Source organism: Ottowia sp., assembly GCF_016703145.1.
In the GTDB taxonomy this organism is placed as follows: Bacteria; Pseudomonadota; Gammaproteobacteria; order Burkholderiales; family Burkholderiaceae_C; genus Ottowia.
The window spans coordinates 615558-640605 of record NZ_JADJCO010000005.1 but is presented as its reverse complement, the minus strand read 5'-3'; the positions used below and the strand labels follow the sequence as shown (position 1 = coordinate 640605).

General features: G+C 69.5%; 25 protein-coding genes and 1 pseudogene. 14 read left to right on the top strand and 12 right to left on the bottom strand.

Features of this window, described 5'->3' with window-relative positions; all coding sequences use genetic code 11:
• Positions 1 to 14 precede the first annotated feature (14 nt).
• Positions 15 to 575, top strand: coding sequence for a transcription elongation factor GreB (greB, locus tag IPG65_RS16125; RefSeq protein WP_293191749.1), 561 nt, complete (start codon positions 15 to 17; stop codon positions 573 to 575).
• 72 nt (positions 576 to 647) lie between these two features.
• Here greB and IPG65_RS16120 read toward each other — a convergent pair whose 3' ends face one another.
• The 8 genes and pseudogenes from IPG65_RS16120 to IPG65_RS16085 form a co-directional block, all read right to left on the bottom strand.
• Positions 648 to 2879: a bifunctional (p)ppGpp synthetase/guanosine-3',5'-bis(diphosphate) 3'-pyrophosphohydrolase gene (locus IPG65_RS16120; protein ID WP_293191746.1), complete on the bottom strand. Its 2232-nt coding sequence runs from the start codon at positions 2877 to 2879 to the stop codon at positions 648 to 650.
• Between the two features lie 114 nt (positions 2880 to 2993).
• Positions 2994 to 4760, bottom strand: coding sequence for an alpha/beta fold hydrolase (locus IPG65_RS16115; protein ID WP_293191743.1), 1767 nt, complete (start codon positions 4758 to 4760; stop codon positions 2994 to 2996).
• Between the two features lie 82 nt (positions 4761 to 4842).
• The gene (gene phaZ / locus IPG65_RS16110; RefSeq protein ID WP_293191740.1) at positions 4843 to 5661 is read right to left on the bottom strand and encodes a poly(3-hydroxyalkanoate) depolymerase; all 819 of its coding nucleotides are present in this window, start codon (positions 5659 to 5661) and stop codon (positions 4843 to 4845) included.
• 153 nt (positions 5662 to 5814) lie between these two features.
• Positions 5815 to 6015: a DNA-directed RNA polymerase subunit omega gene (gene rpoZ, locus IPG65_RS16105; protein ID WP_293191737.1), complete on the bottom strand. Its 201-nt coding sequence runs from the start codon at positions 6013 to 6015 to the stop codon at positions 5815 to 5817.
• Positions 6016 to 6038: 23 nt separating this feature from the next.
• The gene (gene gmk, locus IPG65_RS16100) at positions 6039 to 6659 is read right to left on the bottom strand and encodes a guanylate kinase (RefSeq protein ID WP_293191735.1); all 621 of its coding nucleotides are present in this window, start codon (positions 6657 to 6659) and stop codon (positions 6039 to 6041) included.
• A gap of 50 nt (positions 6660 to 6709) precedes the next feature.
• Positions 6710 to 7343: pseudogene (locus tag IPG65_RS16095) on the bottom strand (DUF938 domain-containing protein).
• A 60-nt stretch (positions 7344 to 7403) separates the two neighbouring features.
• Entirely contained in the window at positions 7404 to 7652 is a 249-nt protein-coding gene (locus tag IPG65_RS16090) for a hypothetical protein (protein WP_293191733.1), read from the bottom strand.
• Positions 7649 to 8677, bottom strand: a complete 1029-nt coding sequence (locus IPG65_RS16085; protein ID WP_293191731.1) for an LLM class flavin-dependent oxidoreductase — start codon at positions 8675 to 8677, stop codon at positions 7649 to 7651. The genes IPG65_RS16090 and IPG65_RS16085 overlap by 4 nt, the downstream gene beginning before the upstream one ends.
• 140 nt (positions 8678 to 8817) lie before the next feature.
• Here IPG65_RS16085 and IPG65_RS16080 point away from each other — a divergent pair, with 140 nt between their 5' ends.
• A complete protein-coding gene (locus IPG65_RS16080; RefSeq protein WP_293191729.1) occupies positions 8818 to 9486 on the top strand; it encodes an alpha/beta hydrolase in 669 nt (222 codons plus the stop codon).
• A gap of 107 nt (positions 9487 to 9593) precedes the next feature.
• Here the strand turns inward: IPG65_RS16080 and IPG65_RS16075 are convergent, their stop codons facing one another.
• The 3 genes from IPG65_RS16075 to IPG65_RS16065 form a co-directional block, all read right to left on the bottom strand.
• Complete coding sequence (locus tag IPG65_RS16075; protein ID WP_293193036.1) at positions 9594 to 10508, bottom strand: formylglycine-generating enzyme family protein; 915 nt, start codon at positions 10506 to 10508, stop codon at positions 9594 to 9596.
• Between the two features lie 265 nt (positions 10509 to 10773).
• Positions 10774 to 11634, bottom strand: coding sequence for a M23 family metallopeptidase (locus IPG65_RS16070; RefSeq protein ID WP_293191727.1), 861 nt, complete (start codon positions 11632 to 11634; stop codon positions 10774 to 10776).
• A gap of 79 nt (positions 11635 to 11713) precedes the next feature.
• Positions 11714 to 12355 carry a GntR family transcriptional regulator gene (locus tag IPG65_RS16065; protein ID WP_293191725.1) on the bottom strand — a complete coding sequence of 214 codons (642 nt, stop codon included), beginning with the start codon at positions 12353 to 12355 and terminating at the stop codon, positions 11714 to 11716.
• Between the two features lie 89 nt (positions 12356 to 12444).
• Between IPG65_RS16065 and scpA the strand changes: the two genes are divergently transcribed.
• The 7 genes from scpA (at position 12445) to IPG65_RS16030 (ending at position 19254) form a co-directional block, all read left to right on the top strand.
• On the top strand, positions 12445 to 14601 hold the full coding sequence (gene scpA, locus IPG65_RS16060) for a methylmalonyl-CoA mutase (protein WP_293191723.1): 2157 nt from the start codon (positions 12445 to 12447) through the stop codon (positions 14599 to 14601).
• 41 nt (positions 14602 to 14642) lie between these two features.
• Positions 14643 to 14960 carry a hypothetical protein gene (locus IPG65_RS16055; protein ID WP_293191721.1) on the top strand — a complete coding sequence of 106 codons (318 nt, stop codon included), beginning with the start codon at positions 14643 to 14645 and terminating at the stop codon, positions 14958 to 14960.
• On the top strand, positions 14957 to 15373 hold the full coding sequence (locus tag IPG65_RS16050; protein ID WP_293191719.1) for a hypothetical protein: 417 nt from the start codon (positions 14957 to 14959) through the stop codon (positions 15371 to 15373). Before IPG65_RS16055 ends, IPG65_RS16050 begins: the two co-directional genes overlap by 4 nt.
• An 8-nt stretch (positions 15374 to 15381) precedes the next feature.
• Positions 15382 to 16386 (top strand): methylmalonyl Co-A mutase-associated GTPase MeaB, encoded by a 1005-nt coding sequence (meaB, locus tag IPG65_RS16045; protein ID WP_293191717.1) that lies wholly within the window; start codon positions 15382 to 15384, stop codon positions 16384 to 16386.
• Complete coding sequence (locus tag IPG65_RS16040; RefSeq protein ID WP_293191715.1) at positions 16383 to 17201, top strand: hypothetical protein; 819 nt, start codon at positions 16383 to 16385, stop codon at positions 17199 to 17201. The genes meaB and IPG65_RS16040 overlap by 4 nt, the downstream gene beginning before the upstream one ends.
• 16 nt (positions 17202 to 17217) lie before the next feature.
• Entirely contained in the window at positions 17218 to 18750 is a 1533-nt protein-coding gene (locus tag IPG65_RS16035) for an acyl-CoA carboxylase subunit beta (protein ID WP_293191713.1), read from the top strand.
• 63 nt (positions 18751 to 18813) lie between these two features.
• Complete coding sequence (locus IPG65_RS16030) at positions 18814 to 19254, top strand: PH domain-containing protein (RefSeq protein ID WP_293191711.1); 441 nt, start codon at positions 18814 to 18816, stop codon at positions 19252 to 19254.
• On the opposite strand, the gene IPG65_RS16025 is transcribed toward IPG65_RS16030, so the two are convergent.
• Entirely contained in the window at positions 19236 to 19463 is a 228-nt protein-coding gene (locus tag IPG65_RS16025; RefSeq protein WP_293191709.1) for a hypothetical protein, read from the bottom strand. The genes IPG65_RS16030 and IPG65_RS16025 overlap by 19 nt on opposite strands.
• 233 nt (positions 19464 to 19696) lie before the next feature.
• Between IPG65_RS16025 and IPG65_RS16020 the strand changes: the two genes are divergently transcribed.
• From IPG65_RS16020 to IPG65_RS16000, 5 genes are all read left to right on the top strand, one after another.
• Positions 19697 to 20080 (top strand): hypothetical protein, encoded by a 384-nt coding sequence (locus IPG65_RS16020; protein ID WP_293191707.1) that lies wholly within the window; start codon positions 19697 to 19699, stop codon positions 20078 to 20080.
• A 35-nt stretch (positions 20081 to 20115) separates the two neighbouring features.
• A complete protein-coding gene (locus IPG65_RS16015; protein ID WP_293191705.1) occupies positions 20116 to 20439 on the top strand; it encodes a helix-turn-helix transcriptional regulator in 324 nt (107 codons plus the stop codon).
• Between the two features lie 5 nt (positions 20440 to 20444).
• Positions 20445 to 21731: a type II toxin-antitoxin system HipA family toxin gene (locus IPG65_RS16010; RefSeq protein WP_293191703.1), complete on the top strand. Its 1287-nt coding sequence runs from the start codon at positions 20445 to 20447 to the stop codon at positions 21729 to 21731.
• A gap of 74 nt (positions 21732 to 21805) precedes the next feature.
• Positions 21806 to 23866 carry an acetyl/propionyl/methylcrotonyl-CoA carboxylase subunit alpha gene (locus IPG65_RS16005; protein WP_293191700.1) on the top strand — a complete coding sequence of 687 codons (2061 nt, stop codon included), beginning with the start codon at positions 21806 to 21808 and terminating at the stop codon, positions 23864 to 23866.
• Positions 23867 to 24044: 178 nt separating this feature from the next.
• On the top strand, positions 24045 to 25043 hold the full coding sequence (locus IPG65_RS16000) for a TRAP transporter substrate-binding protein (RefSeq protein ID WP_293191697.1): 999 nt from the start codon (positions 24045 to 24047) through the stop codon (positions 25041 to 25043).
• Positions 25044 to 25048 lie beyond the last annotated feature (5 nt).

The window sequence follows — 25048 nt, the reverse complement described above, 5'->3', positions numbered from 1 at the left end:
CTATCATGGCCGCCATGAGCAAGGCGTTCACCCGCGAAACCGACGGCGACGACGATGACGACGTGGCGCTGCCGCCGCTGCCGGCCGGCGGCCGGAACTACATCACGCCCCAGGGCTGGGCGCGGCTGCGCGGCGAACTGCTGTCGCTGATCGACGAGGAGCGGCCGAAGGTGGTGGAGGCGGTGCACTGGGCGGCCAAGAACGGCGATCGCTCGGAAAACGGCGACTACCTGTACGGCAAGAAGCGCCTGCGCGAGATCGACCGGCGCATCCGCTTCCTGACGAAGCGGTTGGACATCGCCGAGGTCGCCGACCCCAGCGTTCACCATGGCAGCGATCAGGTCTTCTTCGGCGCCACGGTGACCTATGCCGACGAGGAGGGCGCCGAACGCACCATCACCATCAAGGGCATCGACGAGGCCGAGAGCGGCCGCGGCGAGGTGAGCTGGATCAGCCCCATCGCCCGCACCCTGCTGCGCGCGCGCGTGGGCGACGTGCTGCAGTTGCCAACGCCAGCGGGCGCGCGCGAGATCGAGGTGCTGAGGGTGGCGTACCCGGCGCCAGAAGCGCACTGAAAACTATTGAATTTATAGCTGCCGGCGAAATTCTGGTAAGGGATGGAGGCCAATTTGGCTTGAGAACAAGCTTCAGCCCACCGGCATCGTCCGCATCGCCCGCAGCACCGATTGGGTGCGGCGCAGGGTGCGCAGCACGTGGTCGAGGTGGGCGCGGTCGCGCACGGCGATGACGAAGCGCAGGTCCAGCGCCTCTTGCGCGGCCTCGTCGGTCATGCCCAGGTGCACGATGTCGGCCTCGGCCGAGGCCAGGGCTGCGGCCACGCGGGCCAGCACGCCCTTGCCGTTGACGACGGTGACGACGATGCCGACCTCGAAGGCGCGCACGGGCTCGTCGGCCCAGGCGACGGTGATGAAGCGCTCGGCGTCCTTGTGCTGCAGGCGGCGGGCGACGGCGCAGTCGTCGGTGTGCACCACCAGGCCCTCGCCGCGCCCCAGGTAGCCCAGCAGGCCGTCGCCGGGGATGGGACGGCAGCAGGTGGCGTACTTGACGGAGACGTTCTCCGCGCCGTCCAGGATCACGGCGCCCTGCGACAGGTTCTCGTGCGCGGTGTAGCGCGCCTGCGTGAGCAGCAGCGCGTCGGGCTTGACGCCTTGCGCGGCCAGCAGCGTGACCAGGCGCTTGGCGACCATGCTGGCGCTGCGCTTGCCCAGGCCGATGTCGGTCAGCAGCTCGCCCTGCGAGCGGTTGCCGGTGAAGCGCAGCAGCTTGTCCCAGATGGGCTTGTCCTTGGGGTCCTGGCCGGGCGGCTGGCTCAGGCCCTCGGCGCGCAGGGCCTGCGCCAGCAGCTTGTCGCCCAGCTCGCGCGATTCATCCTGCGCCAGGCTCTTGAGGTGGCTGCGGATCTTGGACCGTGCGCGGCCGGTGCGCACGAAGCCCAGCCACGCCGGGTTGGGGCTGGAGACCGGGGCGGTGATGATCTCGACCACGTCGCCGTTGGCCAGCTCGCTGCGCAGGGGCACCTGCTCGCCGTTGACCTTGGCGGCGACGGTGTGGTCGCCCACGTTGCTGTGGATTGCGTAGGCGAAGTCGACCACGGTGGCGCCCTGCGGCAGCGCCAGGATTTGGCCCTTGGGCGTGAAGACGTAGACCGCGTCGGGGAACAGGTCCACCTTGATGTGGTCCCAGAACTCGGCGGCGTCGTGCGTCTCGCTCTGGATGTCCAGCAGCGACTGCAGCCACTGCGTGCCCAGTTGCTCGCCGGGGTGCTCGCCCTGCTGGCCGACCTTGTAGAGCCAGTGCGCGGCCACGCCGGCCTCGGCCACCAGGTCCATCGGCTCGGTGCGGATCTGGAACTCGATGTTGATGCTGGCCGGCCCCACCAGGGTGGTGTGCAGCGACTGGTAGCCGTTGACCTTGGGGATGGCGATGTAGTCCTTGAAGCGGCCCGGCACCGGCTTGTAGAGCTGGTGCAGCAGGCCCAGCGCGGTGTAGCAGGCGATGGTGCCGGGCAGCACCACGCGCACGCCGTACAGGTCGTTGACCTGGGCGAAGGACAGGCGTTTGTCGTCCATCTTGCGGTAGATGGAGTAGAGCGTCTTCTCGCGCCCGATGATGCGCGCTGCCAGGCCGGCGTCGAGCAGCGCCGTCTCCACGCTCTGCTGAACCTGCCGGATCAGGTCGCGCCGGCGCTGGCGCGCGCGCGCCACGGCCTTGGACAGCACGCTGTAGCGCCAGGGCTTCAGGTGGCGGAAGGCCAGGTCCTGCAACTCGCGGAAGGTCTGGTTCAGGCCCAGGCGGTGGGCGATGGGGGCGTAGATTTCCAGCGTCTCGGTCGAGATGCGGCCCCACTTGCCGCGCGGCATGTCGCCGAGCGTGCGCATGTTGTGGGTGCGGTCGGCCAGCTTGATGAGGATGACGCGGACATCGCGCGCCATCGCCAGCAGCATCTTGCGGAAGGATTCGGCCTGGCCTTCCTCGCGGGTGTCGAACTGCAGCTTGTCCAGCTTGGTCAGGCCGTCCACCAGCTCGGCCACCGGCGCGCCGAAGCGTTCCACCAGGTCGGCCTTGGTGACGCCGCAGTCCTCCATCGCGTCGTGCAGCAGCGCGGCCATCAGGGCGTGGGCGTCGAGCTTCCACTCGGCCACCTGGGCGGCGACGGCGATGGGATGGGTGATGTAGGGCTCGCCGCTGTGGCGCATCTGCCCCAGGTGCGCGGCGTCCGCGAAACGGTAGGCCTGGCGCACCAGCTCGACGTCGGCGGGCTCCAGGTAGTCGAGTCGGGCTTCCAGCGCGGCGAAGCTCGCGGCGGCGGCATTGGCCGCAGCCAGCGGGCGGTCGAGGGGCGGGAGCACCGAACTCATTCCCCGAATTTAACCGCGCGCGCGCTTTCGCGCGTCCGAGGAATGAAAAGTAGCCCTCATGCCGCGCTGCCCCGAGGGGCTATCACGCCGTCACGATCCTCGGGTCTCCGGTCTTCAATCCAGCACGTATTGCCCCGGCGCCGCGCACACCGGCTTGTATTTGGCGGAGCCCAGTTTCTCGGGCGCGGGCACCAGCTCGCCCGAGCGCGCCTGCATCCATTCGCGCCACAGCGGCCACCAACTGCCTTCGCGCCGGTCGCCTTCCATCTTCTTCGCCCACGCCAGCGGGTCGGCTTCCGACGCGGGGCCGGTGAAGTAGAACGACTTGGATCCCCCCGGCGGGTTGATCAGGCTTTGCAGGTGGCCCGCGTTGGCCAGCACGAAGGTGCTGCCCGGGCCGAACATGCGCGCCGTGCCATAGCAGCCGCGCCACGGCGTGATGTGGTCGGTGATGCCGGCCGTGACGAAGGCGTCGATCTCGACTCGCGAGAGGTCGATGGGCACGCCGTCGATCACCAGGGAGCCGGGATTCATGTAGGGGTTCTTGGCGCACATGTCCAGCAGGTCGCTGTGGTATTGCGCGGACAGCCGCGTGGTGTCGGCGTTCCAGGCCAGGACGTCGTAGGCCGGGGGCTTGTTGCCCAGCAGGTAGTTGTTGACCCAGTAGTTCCAGATCAGGTCGTTGGGACGCAGCCAGGCGAACATGGCGGCCATCTCGTCGCCCTCGATCACGCCTTTCTTGCGCGAGTGGGCGCGGGCGGCCTCGATGGTGCTGGGCGAGTTGAACAGGCCCAGGGTGGAGTCGCCCATCGCCGCCTCGGAATCCAGGATGCACACCGACCAGGTGGCGTTGACGATTTTCTGCCGGCCCTTGCCCACGGCCCAGCCCAGGTAAGCGGCGGCGGACATGCCGCCCGAGCAACTGCCGTACAGGCTCGCATCCGGGCTGCTGGTGATGGCGCAGGCCGCATCGATGGCGGTGTCGATGGCCTTCACGTACTGCTCCAGGCCCCAGTCGCGGTGCTCTGCCGTGGGGTTGCGCCAACTGATGACGAACAACTGCAGGCCGCTGTCCAACATCCATTTCACGAAGCTCTTGCCCTCGCCCAGATCCATGGCGTAGAACTTGTTGACCTGCGGCGGCGAGACGATCAAGGGGCGCGTGTGCACCTGGGGCGTGGTCGGCGTGTACTGGATCAGTTCGAACATCTCGTGGCGCAGCACCACCTGGCCGGGCGTGTTGGCCATGTTTTCGCCCACCTTGAAGGGCGTGGTGTCCACCTGCGAGGGCAGACCGCGGTTGTGCTGCAGGTCGTGCAGCAGGTTCTTGGCGCCGTCGATCAGGTGCGCGCCGCCCGTGTCGATGATCTTGCGCACCGCCGTCGGGTTGCCCAGCAGCCAGTTGGACGGGGCCAGCGCGTCCGTCACCAGCGAGGAGATGAAATGGGCCTGGCCCTTCTGGCGCTCGGTCGCCTGCGCGCCCTCGATGAAGCCATCGACCTGTTTCACGGCTGCAAGGTGGCCTTGCATCAGGCTTTTGTAGAGGCGGTTGCTCTTCCAGGCACCGTCGGCGAAGCGTCGGTCCTTGGGCTCGGGGGCCAGTTCGGATTTGCCCTGAAGGATGCGGCCCCATTCCTGGAGGTAGCCGGCGTAGCTGGCCACGGCGCGCTGCGGCGATGCGGCGGTGATCTGCCAGAAGGTCTTGGCGGCCTGTGCCAGGTCTTCGCGCCGAATGCCCAGCAGCGGGTTCAGGGCCGTGGTGTTGTCGGCGGCGCTGGACACGATGTCCGTCGGCTGCGCAAGAGGGCGGGCGGCGGGCTCGGCGGCGGTCTGGGTGGGTGCCTTGGCCTTGGTTTTGGCTTTTGGGGTGCGGGTTGCCATGCGGTTTGTCTCCGGTTTCGGTTATTTGTCCATCACATCACATCAGGCAGGCCGGCGCAACGGCCAAGGGGTGGCCCGGGTGTCAGGGTCGGTCGAGGAACTCGCGGATCGCGGCGACCGACGCATCCCGCCGCGTGAGCAAGAACATGTGGCCGCAATCGAAGACCTGCAGTTCGCTGTTCGGAATCAGGCTGCGCATCAGGCGCGCGTTGATCAGCGGGATCAGGGGGTCGTCATCGCCCGCCATGATCAGCGTCGGCTGCTTCAGGAAGGGCAGCCAGTGGATGCTCGTCCAGCCCGCGCCCGCGAGCAGTTGCAGGTAGTAGCCCTGGCGTGAGTTGAACTTCTTCGCCTGCTCGAAGTGCCCGGCCAGCACCTGGGGGCCTTCGCGGCAGTCGCCGCCATAGATGTCGCCCGAGACGGTACGGGCGTAATCGCGGTCGATGTAGCGGCGCGGGGTCGCCATCTTCCACAGCACGTCGAGCTTGGCGGGCACCATGACCGAGCCCGTGGCCGTCGCGCACAGGATGAGCTTGCGGCAGTGGCTGGAGGCCGTGCAGGCAAACTGCTGCGCCATCGCACCGCCCCAGGACACGCCCAGCACGTCGGCCTGGTCATGCCTGAAGTGGTCGAGCAGACCCTGGGCCAGGCGCGCGATGTGCCGGGGCCGGTAGGGCAGGGAGGGCAGCGGCGAGCCGCCCACGCCGGGGACGTCGAAGGTGATCACCTCGCGCTCCGGCAGGGCCTGCGCCAGCGGCTCCAGCAGTTCGATGTTGGCGCCGATGCCGTTGAACATCAGCAGCGGTGGGTGATCGCCGCTGCCCGCGCTGCGGCCCACGCGCAACTCCTGGCCGCCGATGCGGATCGGTTCGATGTGGAAGGTCTGGGTTTCAGTCAACATGGCGTGATTCTCGTCGCAAATCTTGCCCTCGGTGCTTCGCAAGCCGCGCAGTCCTCCGAGGGAATGTTTTATATCTTGGGGGGAGGCCCGGTGATGAAAAAAAGCGCCGGACAGGCGCTTTTCTGGATGAACCGGCGGGAAGGCCGCGCGGCTTCAAACCACCTTCTTGAGCATCTCCACCCCGACCTTGCCGGCGGCGATCTCGCGCAAGGCGGTCACGCCGGGCTTGTTGCGTGCCTCGACCTTGGGCGTGTGGCCCTGGCTCAGCATGCGGGCCCGGTAGGTGGCGGCCAGCACGAGCTGGAAGCGGTTGGGGATCCGGGCGAGGCAGTCTTCGACGGTGATGCGGGCCATGGTGGTAGACAGCGTGAGCTGGGTCAGTCGATGTTGAGGGCCTTGAACGTGTCGGCGCGGGCGCGCTTCTGGGCGCTGTACTTCAGGCGCTGCGCGTGGACGATGGCTTTCAAGTCGAAAAGCGCGCGTTCAAATATCTCGTTGATTATAAGGTAGTCGAAGTGCCGGGCCTGGGCCAACTCCTCGCGCGCGTTGGCCAGGCGCAGCTCGATGACCTCGGGCGTGTCCTCGCCACGGCCGATCAGGCGGGCGCGCAACTCGTCCCAGCTTGGCGGCAGCACGAAGACCAGGATGGCGTTGGCGAACAGCGTCCTGATCTGCAGCGCGCCCTGCCAGTCGATCTCCAGCACCACGTCGCCGCCGGCCTGCATGCGCGCCTCGATGGCCTGGCGCGAGGTGCCGTAGCGGTTGCCGTGCACGTGCGCCCATTCAAGGAAGTCGCCCGCGCGGGCCATGGCGTCGAACTCGTCCTGCCCGACGAAGAAGTACTCGCGGCCGTGTTTTTCCTGCCCGCGCGGCGCGCGCGTGGTGTGCGAGATGGAGGGCGCCACGCCCGCGTCCACCTCCAGCAGGGCGTTGACCAGGGTCGATTTGCCCGATCCGCTGGGGGCGGCGACGACGAAGAGATTTCCGGGGTAGTCCATGCGGGCGCTGCGCGTTCAGCTATGGGATTGGTAGCGTGCGGGCGGACATTCTAGCGATCCCGCGCGAACACCAGCAGCAGGTTGTTGGCCGGCAGGGCGTGGCGTTCGCGCAGGCGCAGGCCGGCGGCCAGGGCGTGCCGCCCCACGTCCTCGCGGCGGCGCAGGCCCCCGCGGGTGGCGGCGGCGCAGGTCCTGGTCGAAGGCGAGGTTGCCGGGGGCGGTGGGCACGCCGTCTTCGAGATAGGGGCCGTAGGTGACGAGCAGGCCACCTGGCGCCAGGTGCCGAGCGGCGCCTTGCATCAGCGCCGGGCCGCATTCGGGCGGGCTGATGTGCAGCAGGTTGGCGCTGTAGATCAGGTCGAACGGTTCGGAGAAGGGCGCGCCTTCCGACGGCCACGGCGCGTCGCGCACGTCCAGCCGGCGCGGCGGGGCGACATTGGCGGCGCCGGCCCGCGCGGCCCAGCCGGTGATGGCGCCGAAGCATTCGGCGGCGACGTCGGTGGGCTGCCACCGCCAGCCGGGCAGGGCGGCGGCGAAGTGCGCGGCGTGCTGGCCGGTGCCGCTGGCGATCTCCAGCGCCCGGCCGCCCGGCGCCAGCAGCGCGCGCAGCACGGCCAGGATGGGCGCGCGGTTGCGCTCGGCTGCGGGGCTGTGGGGCAGGGCGGCGGGATCGGGCGGTTTCAAGTGTTTTTGGCCTATAGCCCATGTGGATATTGCGCTGACAGCTATCAAAAAAGAAGTAATCTACTGATTGACCGGCGCGTCGGGCGTCTCGGGCCGGATGCGTTCGCGGATGACGATGCCGCTGCCGTCGTCCGGCGGCGGATCGGACGACATCGCGTCGATGCCCGCGCCGATCGCCTTGCCGGTGAGGCTGACGCCGGTGGACACCACGGCGCCGGCGACGGAGATGGCCGCGCCCGCCGTCGCGCTGGCCACGGCGCAGCCCGCCAGCGGCGCGGCGGCGGCCAGCAGCAGTGCCAGCAGCCTCATGCCGGCGCCACCGGCCGCGCGCCGCCGTTGCGCGCGTCCATGGCGATGTCGAGCGAGCGCAGGCGCAGCGCGGGGTCGTACAGGTCGCACACCAGCATCATCTCGTCGCAGCCGGTCCGCGCGGCCAGCGCCTGCAGGCCGGCGCGCACGGTGTGTGGGCCGCCGATCACGGCGCAGGCCAGGAAGTCGGCGATGGCGGCCCGCTCCTGCGGGTCCAGGCGCTCGAAGTAGCCTGGTTGCGGCGGCTGCAGCAGCCCGCGCGCGCCGCGCAGGATGCCCAGCACGCGCTGGAACACGCTGCCGGCCAGGTAGGTGGCCTCCTCGTCGGTGGGCGCGGCCACCAGCGGTACGCCGATCATCACGTGGGGCCGCTCGCACTGCGCCGAGGGCTTGAAGTGGCGCCGGTACAGCTCCACCGCCTGCAGCAGCATGGCCGGCGCGAAGTGCGAGGCGAAGGCGTAGGGCAGCCCCCGTTCGGCCGCCAACTGGGCCGAGAACAGGCTGGAGCCCAGCAGCCAGATGGGCACCCGCGTGCCCGCGCCGGGGTTGGCGATCAGCTTCTGGCCCGGCCTGGGCTCGTCCAGCAGGTGCTGCAGCTCGGCCACCTCGCGCGGGAAGTCGTCGGCCGTCTCCACGCGGTCGCGGCGCAGGGCGCGCATGGTCATCGGGTCGGTGCCGGGGGCGCGGCCCAGGCCCAGGTCGATGCGGCCGGGGTACAGCTCGGCCAGGGTGCCGAAGCTCTCGGCCACCACCAGCGGCGCGTGGTTGGGCAGCATGACGCCGCCCGAGCCGACGCGGATGCGGCTGGTGCCGCCGGCGATGTGCCCCACCAGCACGGCGGTGGCCGAGCTGGCGATGCCCATCATGTTGTGGTGCTCGGCCAGCCAATAGCGCGTGAAGCCCAGGCGCTCGGCGTGCTGCGCGGTGCGCAGCGCCACCGCCAGCGCGTCAGCCACCGAGCGGCCCTCGCGCACGGCGACCAGATCGAGCATGGAGAAGGCGATGTCTTGCAGGGGCTGGGTCATGGGGCTATTGTGGCCCCGGCGCGGGCGCCGCGCCCGCTCCTGACGGCGGCCGGCGCTGCGTGACAATCCCATGCACGCCCCCAAGAAGAGATCAGGAGACCGAAATGCCTGATTTCATCCACAGAACCTGCGCCACATCCATGCCTCAACCTCTGCACACCCTCGACATCGAAACCGCGCCCGACCCGCGCGCCGCCATCATCGTCATGCACGGCCTGGGCGCCGACGCCACCGATTTCGAGCCCTTCGCGCGCGAGATCGACCTGGCCGCCGTCGGCCCCGTGCGCTGGGTGTTCCCCAACGCGCCCAGCATCCCGGTGACGATCAACGGCGGCTACGTCATGCCGGCGTGGTACGACATCCGGCCCGACCGCGCCGACGAGGACGAAGCGGGCCTGCGCCGCTCGCAGGCCGCCATCGAGGCCGTGCTGGCGCGCGAGCAGGCGCGCGGCATCCCGGCGCGCCACACCGTGCTGGCGGGCTTCTCGCAGGGCTGCGCGATGGCGCTGCTCACCGGCCTGCGCCACGCCGAGCGGCTGGCCGGCATCGCCGGGCTGTCCGGCTACCTGCCGCTGGCCGGCCGTCTGGCGGCCGAGCGCAGCGCCGCCAATGCCGGCGCGCTCATCTTCCTGGCCCACGGCCGGCACGACGACATGGTGCCCCCGGCGCGCGCCGACGCCACGCGCGACGCGCTGCGCGCGCTGGGCTACGCCGTGCAGTGGCACGACTACCCGATGGGCCACTCGGTCTGCCTGGAGGAGGTGCGGGATCTGCGTCGCTGGCTGCTGGACGTGCTGGCCGGCGAGTGAGTCGGTTATCTAGAGAAAATCGGCTCAAGACCGTGCCAATCAATAGCCAAAAGCTATCTTATGAATAGCAATCTTGTGTCCACGAGGGCGAGCGCGGAGACGCCCGCTCAGGTGCGCCCTTGGGGCGCTTCGCGCACCAGCCTGAAGCCGACCAGCACGTAGCGCGTCTGCGGCGTGTTCCAGTTGCGGAAGGCCACGCGCGAGTACAGCGGCCAAGTGTGCCAGGAGCCGCCGCGCCGCGCGCGGGCGTTGCCGGTGGCGGGGCCGGGCGGGTCGTCCACCGGCGAGCGGGCGTAGTAGTCCTCGCCGTACCAGTCGGCGCACCACTCCCAGGCGTTGCCGATCATGTCGTACAGGCCGAAAGCGTTGGGGGCGTAGCTGCCCACCGGCGCGGTGAAGGGGTGGCCGTCGCTGCCGGGGCCGGTCTGCTGGCGCCAGCGGGGCCAGCGCAGGGAGGCCTCGCGGTCGAAGGTGTTGGCGCTGGCCAGCAGCACGTCTGGTGCGTCGCCGGCGGGGTAGCGCGTGCGCGTGCCGGCGCGGGCGGCGTATTCCCACTCGGCCTCGGTGGGCAGTCGGTAGGTGGCGCCTTCGCGCCGCGACAGCCAGCGCGCCATGGCCATGGCGTCGTTCCAGGTCACGTTGACGACCGGGTGGTCGTCGCTCTGGGCGAAGCCCGTGTGCTGCCACGAATAGCGCGGGCTGCGCCCTTCGAAGGCGTCCTCGCGCTCGCTCTGCCGGGCGCTGTACGAAGGGCTGAAGCCGTAGGCGCCGGTGCCGTCGGCCACCGATTCGGGCACGTAGCCAGAAGCTTCGACGAAGCGGCGGAACTGGCCCACGGTGACCTCGTGCGCGCCCATCCAGAAGGCGCGCGTGATGCGCACGCGGTGCACCGGGCCTTCGTCGGCGAGCTGGGCCAGCCGCCGGGCGTCGGCGTGGGGAAAGGCGCGCGCCAGCTCGCGCGGCGACTCGGCGCTGCCCATCATGAATTCGCCGGCCGGGATGGACACGAAGCGGATGCCCAGGCTGTCGGTGAAAGCGGCGGCCTGGGCCGTCGGGGGCGTGCGGCCGGCGCTGCTGGCGGAAGCGGGCGCGGCCGGGCCGGCGGGCGGCGCGCCGCAGCCGGCCAGCACGGCCGCCAGAGCCAGCGGCGCCAAGCGTGAGACGAGGGGAGACCGGCGGGGCGACATCTGTTTCTGCATGGTGGTGGGCGATGCTGGCAGGCGGGCAGGGCGCTGTCAACGCGGGCAAATGCCGGGGACACGGCGCATGCAAAAAAGCGACAGCCGGTCAGTCACCAAGGAAAAGAGCCGGATCGACCGAGGCGCGGTTGAGCGCCACCGTCCAGTGCAAGTGCGGACCGGTGACGCGACCCGTGGCGCCCACGGCGCCCAGGCGCTCGCCCACGGCCAGGCGGTCGCCGGGCTGCACGTCGATGCGGCTCAGGTGGCACATCATCGACAGCAGGCCGCCGCCGTGGTCGAGCCACGCCGTCTGACCGTTGAAGAAGTAGTCGCCGGTGTCGATCACGGTGGCGGGCAGCGGCGCGGTGACGGGCGTGCCGGTGGGCGCGGCGATGTCCATGCCGCTGTGCGGGCTGCGCGGCTGGCCGTTGAAGAAGCGCCGCAGCCCGAACGAGCTGGAGCGCGGCCCCGGCGTGGGCTGGCGCATGCGCAGGCCGGCGGCGGGCGGCGCGCTGAAGGTGGCGATGACGCGCTGCTGGTGCGCGCGCTCGCGCTCATGGCGCGCCAGGTCCTCGGGCGACAGGTCGACGGTGCGGGGCGACACCTTCAGGCGCTGCTCGGTGTAGCGCTTGTCGGCGATGTCGTAGGCCAGCTCGCGCTCGCCGCCCACCGTTCGCACGCGGATGCGCGCGGTGCCGGGCCGCGCCGACAGCGGGATGCCGACCAGGGCGGTCCACACGATGGCATCACCGACGACCAGCAGCGGCACGTCGCCGGCGAAGGCTTGCGGGCGCTCGGGCGCGGGGCCGAGGTCCAGGCGCGCCACGCCGCCGGGCACGGCCGCGTGGCGTGGCCAGGGGCCGAATTCGCCGGCGCGTGCGGGCTGGGCCCAGGCGCCCAGCGCGGCGGCCAGCAGGGCGCGCCGCGTGGGGGCCGGGCGCGGAAGCGGTGTTTTGAGAGAAATCATGGCCTGGTCGGTATGCAGCTTGCGCCGGTAGCTATCAACAGTATAGCGGCGGGTGCCGTCCTGGGCGTGGACGGGTGGCTTAACTCGCCGCTTCCAGCCCACCGTGGAAGTGCACGCGCATGCAGGCGGCGGCGCGTTCGGCGTCGCGCGCGGCCAGTGCGGCCAGCAGGGCGCGGTGCTCGGCCAGCGACTCCTGCAGGCGACCGGTCTTTTGCAGCGAATGTTGGCGGTGCAGCTTCATGACCTTGCGCAGGTCCTGCACCATCTGCAGGCGCCAGCGGTTGTCGGCCAGTTCCAGCAGGCGCAGGTGGAAGGCTTCGTTGAGCGCGAAGAAGCGCGCCGCATCGTCCGCGGCGGCCTCCAGGTCGGCGTGCAGCTCAGCCAGCTCGGCCAGCGCGCCGTCGCTGGCACCGCGCGCGACGACCTGGGCGGCGTCGGTCTCCAGCAGCGACAAAAGGTGGTACACGTCGGCGAGGTCCTTGGACGAGGCCTCGGTGACGTAGGCGCCGCGCCGCACCTTCATGGTCACCAGCCCCTCGGCGGCCAGCACCTTCAGCGCCTCGCGCAGGGGGGTGCGGCTGATGCCCAGCTCCTCGGCGATCTTCAGCTCGTCGATCCAGTCGCCGGGCGCCAGATCGCGCGCGAAGATGCGCTGGCGCAGGCACTCGGCCACCTTTTCATAGAGAGCTCGGGGGGCAAGGGCGGCGGGGGCGGTGACCATGGAGGAAAAAAATCTGTTGGATTGTAAGTGTCCAACGGGTTTTGAATTAATAATTATGGACTTCCAGATCCGTGATTGCCCTTGTAGCCATGAGCACCAACGCCGCCCCCTTCAAACCCTCCACCCTGGCCGACTGGCACAAGGCCGCCGCCAAGTCTGCTCCCGGCGGCGACGTGGTGGCGCTGAACTGGGTCACGCCCGACGGCATCGCCGTCAAGCCGCTGTACACGGCCGAGGACGTGAAGGACCTGCCCCACGCGAACACGTTGCCGGGCTTCGAGCCCTTCCTGCGCGGCCCGCAGGCGACGATGTACGCAGTGCGGCCGTGGACGATCCGCCAGTACGCGGGCTTCTCCACGGCGGAGGAGTCCAACGCCTTCTACCGCAAGGCGCTGGCGGCGGGTGGGCAGGGCGTGTCGGTCGCGTTCGACCTGGCCACGCACCGCGGCTACGACAGCGACCACCCGCGCGTGACGGGCGACGTGGGCAAGGCGGGCGTGGCCATCGACAGCGTGGAGGACATGAAGATCCTGTTCGGCGGCATCCCGCTGGACAAGGTGAGCGTCAGCATGACGATGAACGGCGCCGTGCTGCCCATCCTGGCCGGCTACATCGTCGCGGCCGAGGAGCAGGGCGTGCGTCAGGACCAGTTGGCCGGGACCATCCAGAACGACATCCTCAAGGAGTTCATGGTCCGCAACACCTACATCTACCCGCCCGCGCCGAGCATGCGCATCATCGGCGACATCATCGAGTACACGGCGCAGCACATGCCCAAGTTCAACTCGATCTCCATCAGCGGCTACCACATGCAGGAGGCGGGCGCCAACCAGGCGCTGGAGATGGCCTTCACGCTGGCCGACGGCAAGGAATACGTGAAGACGGCCATCGCCAAGGGCATGGACGTGGACGCCTTCGCCGGGCGCCTGTCCTTCTTCTGGGCGGTGGGCATGAACTTCTACCTCGAGATCGCCAAGATGCGCGCCGCGCGCCTGCTCTGGTGCCGCATCATGAAGGGCTTCGAGCCGAAGAACCCCAAGAGCCTGATGCTGCGCACGCACAGCCAGACCAGCGGCTGGAGCCTGACCGAGCAGGACCCCTACAACAACGTCGTGCGCACCACCATCGAGGCCATGGCGGCGGTGTTCGGCGGCACGCAGAGCCTGCACACCAACGCGCTGGACGAGGCCATCGCGCTGCCCACCGAGTTCAGCGCCCGCATCGCGCGCAACACGCAGCTCATCATCCAGGAGGAGACGCACATCACCAGCGTGGTCGATCCCTGGGCCGGCAGCTACATGATGGAGACGCTGACGCAGGACATGGCGGACGCCGCCTGGGCCATCATCGAGGAGGTCGAGGCGATGGGCGGCATGACCAAGGCGGTGGATTCGGGCTGGGCCAAGCTCAAGATCGAGGCCGCCGCCGCCGAGAAGCAGGCGCGCATCGACTCGGGGCGCGACGTGATCGTGGGCGTCAACAAGTACCGGCTGAAGAACGAAGATGCGGTCGAAATCCTTGAAGTGGACAACGTCAAGGTGCGCGAGGCGCAACTGGCCCGCCTGGCCGATTTGAAGCAAAAACGCGATCCAGACCGCGTCCAGTCTGCGCTGGAAGCTATTACATCGATAGCGAAAGGCGGCCATGGCAACCTGCTCGCCGCCGCCGTCGAGGCCATCCGTGCCCGCGCCACCGTGGGCGAAGTGAGTGACGCCATGGAAAAGGTCTTCGGGCGCCACCGCGCCGACACGCAGAAAGTCACCGGCGTCTACGCCGCCGCCTACGACAGCGCCGAAGGCTGGGACAAGCTCAAGGAAGAGATCGCCGGTTTCGCGGAGGGCCAGGGCCGCCGCCCGCGCGTGATGATCGCCAAGCTGGGCCAGGACGGCCACGACCGCGGCGCCAAGGTGGTGGCCACCGCCTTCGCCGACCTGGGGTTCGACGTGGACATCGGCAGCCTGTTCCAGACGCCCGAGGAATGCGCGCGCCAGGCGATCGAGAACGACGTGCACGCTGTCGGTGTCTCGACGCTGGCCGCCGGCCACAAGACGCTGGTGCCGGCCATCATCGGCGAACTGCGCAAGCAGGGCGCGGACGACATCATCGTCTTCGTCGGCGGCGTGATCCCGCGCCAGGACTACGACTTTCTGTACGAAGCGGGCGTCAAGGGCATCTACGGGCCCGGCACGCCGATTCCGGCGAGCGCGAAGGACGTGCTGGAGCAAATCAAGAAGTCCATTCCCTGAAATTGAGATACAGTAATACCGTATCTCGACAGGAGCGCATCATGGCCGTATCGGTACGCATGGATCCCTTGATGGAAAAAGAGCTGGAACTGGCCGCCCGGCGCCAGGGCATCACCAAGTCGCAGTTCATCATCGCGGCGGTCGAGCGGGCGCTGGGGCGCAAGGATCCGACAACGCTGTATCACCAAGTCATGGAAAAGGCCGCGCACTATGAGATGAGCAGTGGTACCCCTGACGAGGATCTGCCGCCCCACAAGGCCGCCCTGCGCCAGCGCCTGCGCGAAAGCTACGCGCGCCAGCAGGAAGACTACGCCGCCTACTTGGCTGAGCGCGCGTCGGGCCAGGGGGGCCGGGATTGAGGGTCTGCCTGCTCGATGCCGGCCCGCTGGTGGCGCTGTTCCATCCGGGCGACCGGTTTCACGACCGCTTTCGGCAATGCATCGTCGAGCCCGACGCGCCGGTGCAACTGCACACCACCTGGCCGTGCGTGACCGAGGCCAGCCATTTTTTGGAGCCGCGCTACCGGCTGGCGCTGCTCCAGTGGATCGGCGCCGGCGCGGTGCAGGTCTACCCCTTCGATGCCACCGATCTGCTCGACATGTGCGGCTGGATGGCGCAATACACCCAGCAACCGCGCACCGAGATGGATCTGGCCGACGCATCGCTGTACTGGCTGGCCTGCGAGTCGGGTGTGACCCGCATCTTCACGGTCGACGTGCGCGACTTCTCCCGCTACCGTCTGCCCGACGGCCGCGCCTTCGAGATTCTGTGACCCGGCCCATGTCCCCCTCCGTCCAGGCCATCACGCAGAGCACCGGCTTCGCCCAGCGCCGCGCCATCGCCAAGGCCATCACCCTGCTCGAATCCACCCGCGCCGACCACCGCGCGCAGGGCGACGAGCTGCTGACCGCGCTGCTGCCGCACACCGGCAAGGCGCTGCGCTTAGGCATCAGCGGCGTGCCCGGCGTGGGCAAGAGCACCTTCATCGAGACGCTGGGCCTTCATCTCATCGAGCGCGGCCACCGCGTGGCCGTGCTGACGATCGACCCTTCGTCCAGCGTCTCGGGCGGTTCCATTCTGGGCGACAAGACGCGCATGGAGCGGCTGTCGCTGCACGAGTGCGCCTACATCCGCCCCAGCCCCAGCAGCGGCACGCTGGGCGGCGTGGCCGAGAAGACGCGCGAGGCCATGCTGGTGTGCGAGGCGGCCGGCTACGACGTGGTGCTGGTCGAGACCGTCGGCGTCGGCCAGAGCGAGACGGCCGTGAGCGGCATGACCGACATGTTCGTGCTGCTGCAACTGCCCAACGCCGGCGACGACCTGCAGGCCATCAAGAAGGGCGTGATGGAGCTGGCCGACCTGGTGGTCATCAACAAGGCCGACATCGACCCCGCCGCCGCCACGCGCGCACGGGCGCAGATCCAGTCGGCGCTGCGCCTGCTGGGCCTGCATGGCCACGCGGCCGGCGGGGCCGAGCGCTGGCAGCCGCAGGTGATCCAGATCAGCGGGCTGAAGGGCGAGGGGCTCGACACGTTCTGGGCCGCCGTCACGCGCTTTCGCGAGGTGCAGGCCGCCAACGGGCTGCTGGCCGAGCGCCGGCAGAAGCAATCGCTGGCATGGATGTGGGAGCGCATCGAGGCCGGCCTCAAGAGCGCCTTCCGCCAGCACCCCGGCGTGCGCGGCGCGCTGGCCGAAGCCGCGCAGGCCGTCGCCGCCGGTTCGTTGCCGCCCTCGACCGCCGCGCGTCGGCTGCTGGGACTGGCGGGGATGGAGACCACGGCATGACCGCCGCGGCTCTCGCGCCCCAGGACGTGCAGCGCATCGCCCAGTCCGCTGGCTGGCGTGCGCGGCGCGTGGAAGTGCTGGACGCCGGCGCCGCCGGCCCGGTGATCGTCAAGGGCCAGCGTCCCACCCGCCGCCCGGCGCGCTACCGTGCGCTGAACGTGCTGGCATGGCTGCTCGGCGTGCCCTTCCTCAAGGCCGTGCCCATGCACGGCGGCGCGCGGGCGCAGCAGATCGAGATCGCCCGCCTGCGCGCGCTGCACGCCGCTGGCGCGCCCGTGCCCGAAGTGCTGCATGTGGCGCCCGACCATTTCGTCATGCGCTGGCTGGGCGGCGCCAACCTGAGCGAGCTGCTGCACGCCGGCCATCCGCACGCCGCGCGCCTGTGGGACGAGGGCGCGCAGGTGCTGCTGCGGGTGCACGCCGCCGGCCAGTACCTCAGCCAGGGCTTCGCCCGCAACATGGTCGTGCAAGACCGCGCCGCGCCGCCGCGCCTGGCCGGTCTGATCGACTTCGAGGACGATCCGCTCGAAGTCATGACCTTGCCCGAGGCGCAGGTGCGCGACTGGCTGCTGTACCTGCACAGCACGCTGTTCGCCGTGCCGCTGCCCGCCGCCGAACTGGACGCGCGCCTGGACCAGTGGATGGCCGCCGAGCGCCCCGAAGTGCAAGACCTGTTCCTGCGCGCCTGCCGCAAGCTGGGCGCGCTGCGCGTGCTGCCGCGCGGCCGGCGCTGGGGGCGCGACACCGTGGCGCTGCAAGCCGCCGCCGCCGCCGCGCACCGCCATGCCCGGCGTACTTCACCGATCAACCCCTGAAAGCAAAGACCCCGCCATGAAGCAAATCCTCGAACAACTCGAACACAAGCGCGCCGCGGCCCGGATGGGCGGCGGCCAGAAGCGCATCGATGCGCAGCACGCCAAGGGCAAGCTCAGCGCGCGCGAGCGCATCGAGGTGCTGCTCGACGTCGGCAGCTTCGAGGAGTGGGACATGTTCGTCGAGCACCGCTGCGCCGACTTCGGCATGGACCAGACGCACATCCCGGGCGACGGTGTGGTCACCGGCTACGGCACCATCAACGGCCGGCTGGTGTTCGTCTTCAGCCAGGACTTCACCGTCTTCGGCGGTGCGCTGTCCGAGGCGCACGCCGAGAAGATCTGCAAGGTGATGGACCAGGCCATGAAGGTCGGCGCGCCGGTGATCGGCCTCAACGACTCGGGCGGCGCGCGTATCCAGGAGGGTGTGGCCTCGCTGGGCGGCTACGCCGAGGTGTTCCAGCGCAACGTCATGGCCTCGGGCGTGATCCCGCAGATCAGCATGATCATGGGGCCGTGCGCTGGCGGCGCGGTGTACTCGCCGGCCATGACCGACTTCATCTTCATGGTGAAGGACAGCAGCTACATGTTCGTCACCGGCCCCGAGGTGGTGAAGACGGTGACGCACGAGGACGTGACCGCCGAGGAGCTGGGCGGCGCGCTCACCCACACCGGCCGCAGCGGCGTGGCCGACCTGGCGTTCGAGAACGACGTCGAGGCACTGCTGATGCTGCGGCGCTTCTTCAACTACATCCCCGCCAGCAACCGCGAGAAGGCGCCGCAGCGCCCCACGCGGGACCGCGCCGACCGCGCCGACCTGAGCCTGGACACCCTGGTGCCCGACAACCCCAACCTGCCCTACGACATCAAGGAGGCGATCACCAAGATCGTCGACGACGCCGAGTTCTTCGAACTGCAACCCGACTACGCCGCCAACATCGTCATCGGCATGGCGCGCATGGACGGGCAGGTGGTGGGCATCGTCGCCAACCAGCCCCTGGTGCTGGCCGGCTGCCTGGACATCAGGAGCAGCATCAAGGCCGCGCGCTTCGTGCGCTTCTGCGATGCGTTCCAGATCCCGGTGGTCACCTTCGTCGACGTGCCCGGCTTCATGCCCGGCACCAGCCAGGAGTACGGCGGCATCATCAAGCACGGCGCCAAGCTGCTCTACGCCTACGCCGAGGCCACCGTGCCCAAGATCACCGTCATCACCCGCAAGGCCTACGGCGGTGCCTATGACGTGATGGCCTCCAAGCACCTGCGCGGCGACGTCAACCTGGCTTGGCCCAACGCCGAGATCGCCGTGATGGGCGCCAAGGGCGCGGTGGAGATCATCTTCCGCGAGGAGAAGAAGGACGCGGCCAAGCTGGCCGCGCGCGAGGCCGAGTACAAAGCCCGCTTCGCCAACCCCTTCGTCGCTGGCAGTCGCGGTTTCATCGATGACGTGGTCCTGCCGCACGAGACGCGCCAGCGCATCTGCCGCAGCCTGGCGATGCTCAAGGACAAGAAGCTGGACAACACGTGGCGCAAGCATGGCAACATACCGCTCTGATTTATATAGCTGCTGGCGCAATACCCATGCGGGCTAGAGCCGTAGAATACTTGAAATTCGGCCATGTCTGAAGCGGCGGACACCTTTCCCTCCAAGGTCGATGCCTGGCTGGCGGCGCTGCTGCTGGCCAGCGCGCTGCTGGTGCTGGCGGCGGTGGTCGGCACGTGGCCGCGCCAGGCCGGGCTCGCCCACGCCGCGCTGCTGGTTGCGATGCTGGCCGTGGGTGCCGGGCTACCGCTGTGGGTGCTGGCGGCCACCGGCTACCGGGTGGACCAGGATGCGCTGGCCATCCGAGGCGGCCCGTTCCGCTGGCGCATCCCGCTGCGGGACATCCGCGTGGTCGAGCCGTCTCGAAGCTGGCTGTCGTCGCCCGCGCTGTCGCTCGATAGGCTGCGCATCCGCCACGGCCGCGCCGGGCAGGTGCTGGTGTCGCCGAGGGATCGGCAGGCCTTCGTGCAGGCGCTGCGGCGGCGCAACCCCTGCGTTCAGGTCGAAGGTTTCTGACCATGCTTCGCCTTCATGCGCCGGCCCGGCGCTGTTTCATGACGCCGATACCCGATCTGTCCGTCGCCGCCGACCTGCTGTGCGCGGTGGCCGACCGTGTGGTGGCGGAACGCATGGCCGAGACGCGCCAACTTGTCGCGCAAGCCGACCTGCCGCTGATTGCCGAGTACACGGCGCTCATCACCGGCGCGGTCAACCCAGGGGTTCATTGGCAGAGTTCCATGCCCTCCACTGTCGCGGCGATGCCGCGCGGCCTGCGGCGCATGCCTCCGGCGAGCCGGGAGCGCGCGATCCACGTCAGGGATGGCTGGCGCTGCCGCTATCGCGGCACGCGCGCGCGGGCTCAAGGCTCTGCACGCTTCTTCTGGAACCGCTTCAGGACCAGTTCAGGCGCCTTCATGCGCGGTCCAGGTACAGAAGCCGCCAGGTCAACGCCGCGGGCGTGGGCAAGCACCAGTGCGCGGCGAACAACGATGGATTCCACACCTGGGACTACCCCAGTGATCGGCATGGCCGTGATGCGACGGCTTGCATCACCGTGCCTGCCGCATCCCGTGCGATTCTTTCGGGCCAGGTTTCCTACGAGGCGCTGGCGTGGTGGGTTCATGGTCGCTTGCCTCGGTGGAGCCATGTGGAATTCTTCGCCACACCCGAACATTCGGACGAGGTCTGCTTCAACATCGACTGGCACGAGCAGCCCATGAAAACCATGACCCCCTGGCGTGGTGGCCCCTGTTCGCTGCTTGCGCGAATGCCCCCAGCGGTGGAGAGATCGGCATTGGCTCAGTCTTTAGTTAATTGTTCTTTATTGAACGATAAAATATGATTTTTATGTTTAATCGCTCTTTTTGGAGCACTTGATTGTTCGAACTTCATCCCCCCGAGGCGATCTGCCGCACGCTGGGCGAGCGCGTGCGCACGCTGCGGCTGGCGCGCAATCTGTCGCAGCAGGATCTGGCGAGCATGAGCGGCGTCTCGCTGTCCACCGTGCGCCGGCTGGAGGCGGGCGGGCAGGGCGGCATTCAGGCGCTGGTGCAGGTGGCGCTGGCGCTGGGGGCCGCCGAGGGGCTGCAGGGGCTGTTCGCCCTGCCCACGCGCAGCATCGCCGAGGCGCAGAGCGCCGCGCAGGCCGCAACCCGCCAGCGCGCGCGCCAGGCGCGCCGCGCGCCAGGCCGGAAGGAATGAAACGCATGGCCGCGCCCGCACGGCTTGCACGTCTGAACGTGGCCTACCTTGGCTGGGGCGACTCGTGGCCGCTGGGCACGCTGGCGCAGATCGATGGCCGCATGCTGTTCGAGTATTCGGCGCAGGCCATCGAACGCGGCTTGCAGTTCTCTCCGCTGCGCGTGCCGTTGCCACGTCCTGGGGCTGCGCCATCGGCCTACAGCGGGCCGCGCCACTTCCATGGCCTGCCCGGCTTCATCGCCGACAGCCTGCCCGACGGCTGGGGCATGCTGCTGATGGACCGCGCGCTGCGCAAGGCGGGGCGCGACCCGCACGGCGTCTCGATGCTGGAGCGGCTGGCCATCGTGGGCCACTCGGCCATGGGCGCCCTGGGCTTCGAGCCGGCCGATCCCCTGGCGGCCGAGCAGCCGGGCGCGCTGAACGTCCAGGCGCTGGCGCGCGAGATCCAGGCCGTCGCCAGCGACACGCAAGAGCGCAGCAGTGCCGAGCAATTGCGCCATCTGCTGATGCTGGGCGGCTCGCCGCAGGGCGCGCGGCCCAAGGCGCTGCTGCGCTGGCAGCGGGCGAACGACGTGTTCCGCGCCGACGATGCAGGCCCGGGCGCTGGCGAGCCGTGGCTGCTGAAGTTCCCCGCGCAAGGCGAGCATGCCGATGTCTGCGCGCTGGAGACCTTCTATGCCCGGCTGGCGCGCGCGGGCGGCATCGACATGCCCGAGGCGGCGCATTTCGCGCTCGGCGCGGGCCATGCCGCCTTTGGCGTGCGCCGCTTCGACCGGGTGGCCATGGATGCCGGGGAAGTGCGCGTTCCCATGCTCAGTCTGGCCGCGTTGCTGGATGCCGACTACCGGCTGCCCGCGCTCGACTACGAAACCGTGCTGCTCGCCACGGCGCGCGTCACGGGCGACTACCGCGAAACGCTCAAGGCTTTCGAGCGCTGCGTGTTCAACGTGCTCACGCACAACCGCGACGACCACGCCAAGAATTTCGCCTTCCTGATGGACGCGCAGGGCCGCTGGCGCCTGTCCCCGGCCTTCGACCTGAGCTTCAGCCAAGGCCCCGGCGGCCAGCACAGCACCAGCGTGGCGGGCGAGGGCGCCCGGCCCGGCCGGGCCGAGCTGATGCAGGTGGCGCGCAACGGCGGCGTCAAGGAAAAGGATGCGCAGGGTCGCATCGACCACTGGCTGCACGCCCTGCGCCAGCCGCAGCCGCAACTGCTGCAAGACCTGCCCATCCGCCAGTCCACGCTGCTGGCGGTGCGCAAGACGCTCGCGGAGGTATGGCGGACCTTTTGAGATTCCCATTTCAGCATGCCGACGCATGTCGTCGGTGCATGCGCGATCGATACACCAACCAGTAGAGGAACTCCATGTTCAAGAAAATCCTGATCGCCAACCGCGGCGAAATCGCCTGCCGCGTCATCGCCACCGCGCGCAAGATGGGCATCGCCACCGTGGCGGTGTATTCCGACGCCGACAAGGACGCGCGCTTCGTCCAGATGGCCGACGAGGCCGTGCGCCTGGGGCCGCCGCCCTCGCGCGAGAGCTACCTGCTGGGCGACAAGATCATCGAGGCGGCCCAGCAGACCGGCGCCCAGGCCATCCACCCCGGCTACGGCTTCCTGAGCGAGAACGAAGCCTTCGCCAAGCGCTGCGAGGATGAAGGCATTGCCTTCATCGGCCCCAAGGCGCATTCGATCGCGGCGATGGGCGACAAGATCGCGTCCAAGAAGCTGGCGAACTCGGCACTAGTCAACACCATCCCGGGCTACAACGACCCGATTGAATCGGCCGAAAAAGCGGTGGAGATCGCCAAGGGCATCGGCTACCCGGTGATGATCAAGGCATCGGCCGGCGGCGGCGGCAAGGGGTTGCGCGTGGCCTTCAACGACAAGGAGGCGCTGGAAGGCTTCACCGTCTGCCAGAACGAGGCGCGCAACAGCTTCGGCGACGACCGCATCTTCATGGAGAAGTTCGTCGAGCAGCCGCGCCACATCGAGATCCAGGTGCTGGGCGACAGCTTCGGCAACGTGGTCTACCTGAACGAACGCGAATGCTCCATCCAGCGCCGCCACCAGAAGGTGATCGAGGAGGCGCCGTCGCCCTTCATCAGCGACGCCACGCGCAAGGCGATGGGCGAGCAGGCGGTGGCGCTGGCCAAGGCGGTGAAGTACCAGTCGGCCGGCACGGTGGAGTTCGTGGTCGGCAAGGACCAGGACTTCTACTTCCTGGAGATGAACACCCGCCTGCAGGTGGAGCACCCGGTGACCGAGTGCATCACCGGCCTGGACTTGGTGGAGCAGATGATCCGCGTGGCGGCGGGCGAGAAGCTGGCCTTCACGCAGGCCGACGTCAGGCGCGACGGCTGGGCCGTCGAATGCCGCATCAACGCCGAGGACCCGTTCCGCAACTTCCTGCCCTCCACCGGGCGGCTGGTGCGCTTCGCGCCGCCCGAGCAGACCATGTGGCAGGGCGACACGCAGCACCTGCACGGCGTGCGCGTCGATACCGGCGTCATCGACGGCGGCGAGATCCCGATGTACTACGACTCGATGATCGCCAAGCTCATCGTGCACGGCAAGGACCGCGGCGAGGCCATCGCCAAGATGCGCGAGGCGCTCAACGGTTTCGTCATCCGCGGCGTGCAGAGCAACATCCCGTTCCAGGCCGCGCTGCTGGCGCACCCGAAGTTCGTGGCTGGCGACTTCAACACCGGCTTCATCGCCGAGCACTACGCCCAGGGCTTCCGCGCCGAGGACGTGCCGCACGACGACCCCGGCTTCCTGCAGGCGCTGGCCGCGCACCTGCACATGGCCTACCGCGACCGCGCCACCGGCCTGCAAGGCCAATTCTGGGAAGGCAACCCGCAGCCCGTGCGGCGCGACTTCACCGTCTGCGTGCTGGGCGAGGGCGGCCGCCACGCCTACACCGACTGCACCGTGGGCGAGTGCGCCCCCGGCGGGCCGACCACGGTCACTCTGCGCCTGCCCGGCGGCGAACGGACTTACGAACTGCGCGTGGACAAGGCGCTGGGCGACGTGCGCATCACCGGCACCGTCAACGGCCGGCCGTTCACCGCGCAGATGGGGCGCGGCCTGGCGCGCAACCCGCTGGCCATTCGCGTCATCCACGACGGCACGCAGATGGACGCCCTCGTCATGCACCCGCGCACCGCCGAGCTGCACCGTCTGATGCCCTACAAGGCGCCGCCCGACATGAGCCGCTTCGTGCTCTCGCCCATGCCTGGCCTGCTGGTGCAGGTGGCCGTGCAGCCGGGCCAGAAGGTGCAGGCCGGCGAGCGCGTGGCCGTCATCGAGGCCATGAAGATGGAGAACGTGCTGTTCGCCGCCGCCGACGGCGTGGTCAAGGAGGTCAAGGCCCGGCAGGGTGAGAGCCTGACGGTGGACCAGGCGATCGTGGAGTTCGAGTAGCGCGCGCAGGCCGCGGCTGCTGCAGCACCGGCGCCGTGCTGGCGCCCCGCCTGCGCGCGGCCGGCCGTCAGTACAATTTCCCCTCCGCTCACGCTGCCGGGTCCCGGCGCATCTCGCTGCCGGTAGCCTGCCGAGCGCCTTGCGCTCGCCCTGCGGGACAACCACGAGAACCGCTCCCATGCCTTCGAACACTTCCTTCAGCCGCCGCGCGCTGGTGGCCTCGGCCGCCGTCCTGGCGGCTCCGTTCATCATGCCCCGCCCGGCCCGCGCCTCCACCGAGCTGGCGCTGGGCTATCCGCTGCCGCTCAATTCGCAGTTCGGCGCCGCGGCCACGGCCTTCGCGGACGAGCTGGCGCGCCTGACGCAGGGCCGCTTCACCGTCAAGCAGTTTCCGGCCAGCAGCCTGGGCGGCGAGCGCGAGATGATCGAGGGCGTGCAACTGGGCACCCAGCCGCTGGCGCTGGTCTCGACCGGCGCGCTGCCCAACTTCGTGCCCCAGGTGGCGGTGCTGGATTTGCCCTTCCTGTTTCGCAACTACGCCCACGCCCACGCGGTGCTGGACGGCGCGATCGGCCAGGAGCTGCTGGGGCGCTTTCCGGCGCGCGGCCTGGTGGCGCTGGCCTGGGGCGAGGGCGGCTTTCGCCACATCACCAACAACAAGCGGCCCGTCGCGGCCCCCGGCGATCTGCGCGGCCTCAAGATCCGCACGCAGGAAAACACCATGCACATCGCCGCGTTCAAGGGCATGGGCGCCATTCCCACCCCCATCAACTGGCCGGAGACCTTCGTCGCCCTGCAGCAGGGCACGGTGGACGGCCAGGACAACCCCATCTCGGTGATCGAGGCGGCCAAGCTCTACGAGGTGCAGAAGCACCTGTCGCTGACCGAGCACCTGTATTCGCCCGCGCTGTTCCTGGCCTCGCCGGCCGTGCTGGCCAAACTGCCCCAGGCCGACCAGGACGCCCTGCGCGCCGCCGCCCGCGTGGGCGCCGCCGCCATGCGCCGGCGCGTGGCGCGGGACGAGCGCACCGGCGTCGCCAACCTGCGCCAGCGTGGCATGGCGGTGGTCGAATCCATCGACAAGGCGCCTTTCATCGCCGCGCTGCAGCCCAGCTACCAGGACTTCAACCAGCGCTTCGGCGCCGCCACCATCGATCGCATCCGCCAGGCGGGATAACACAC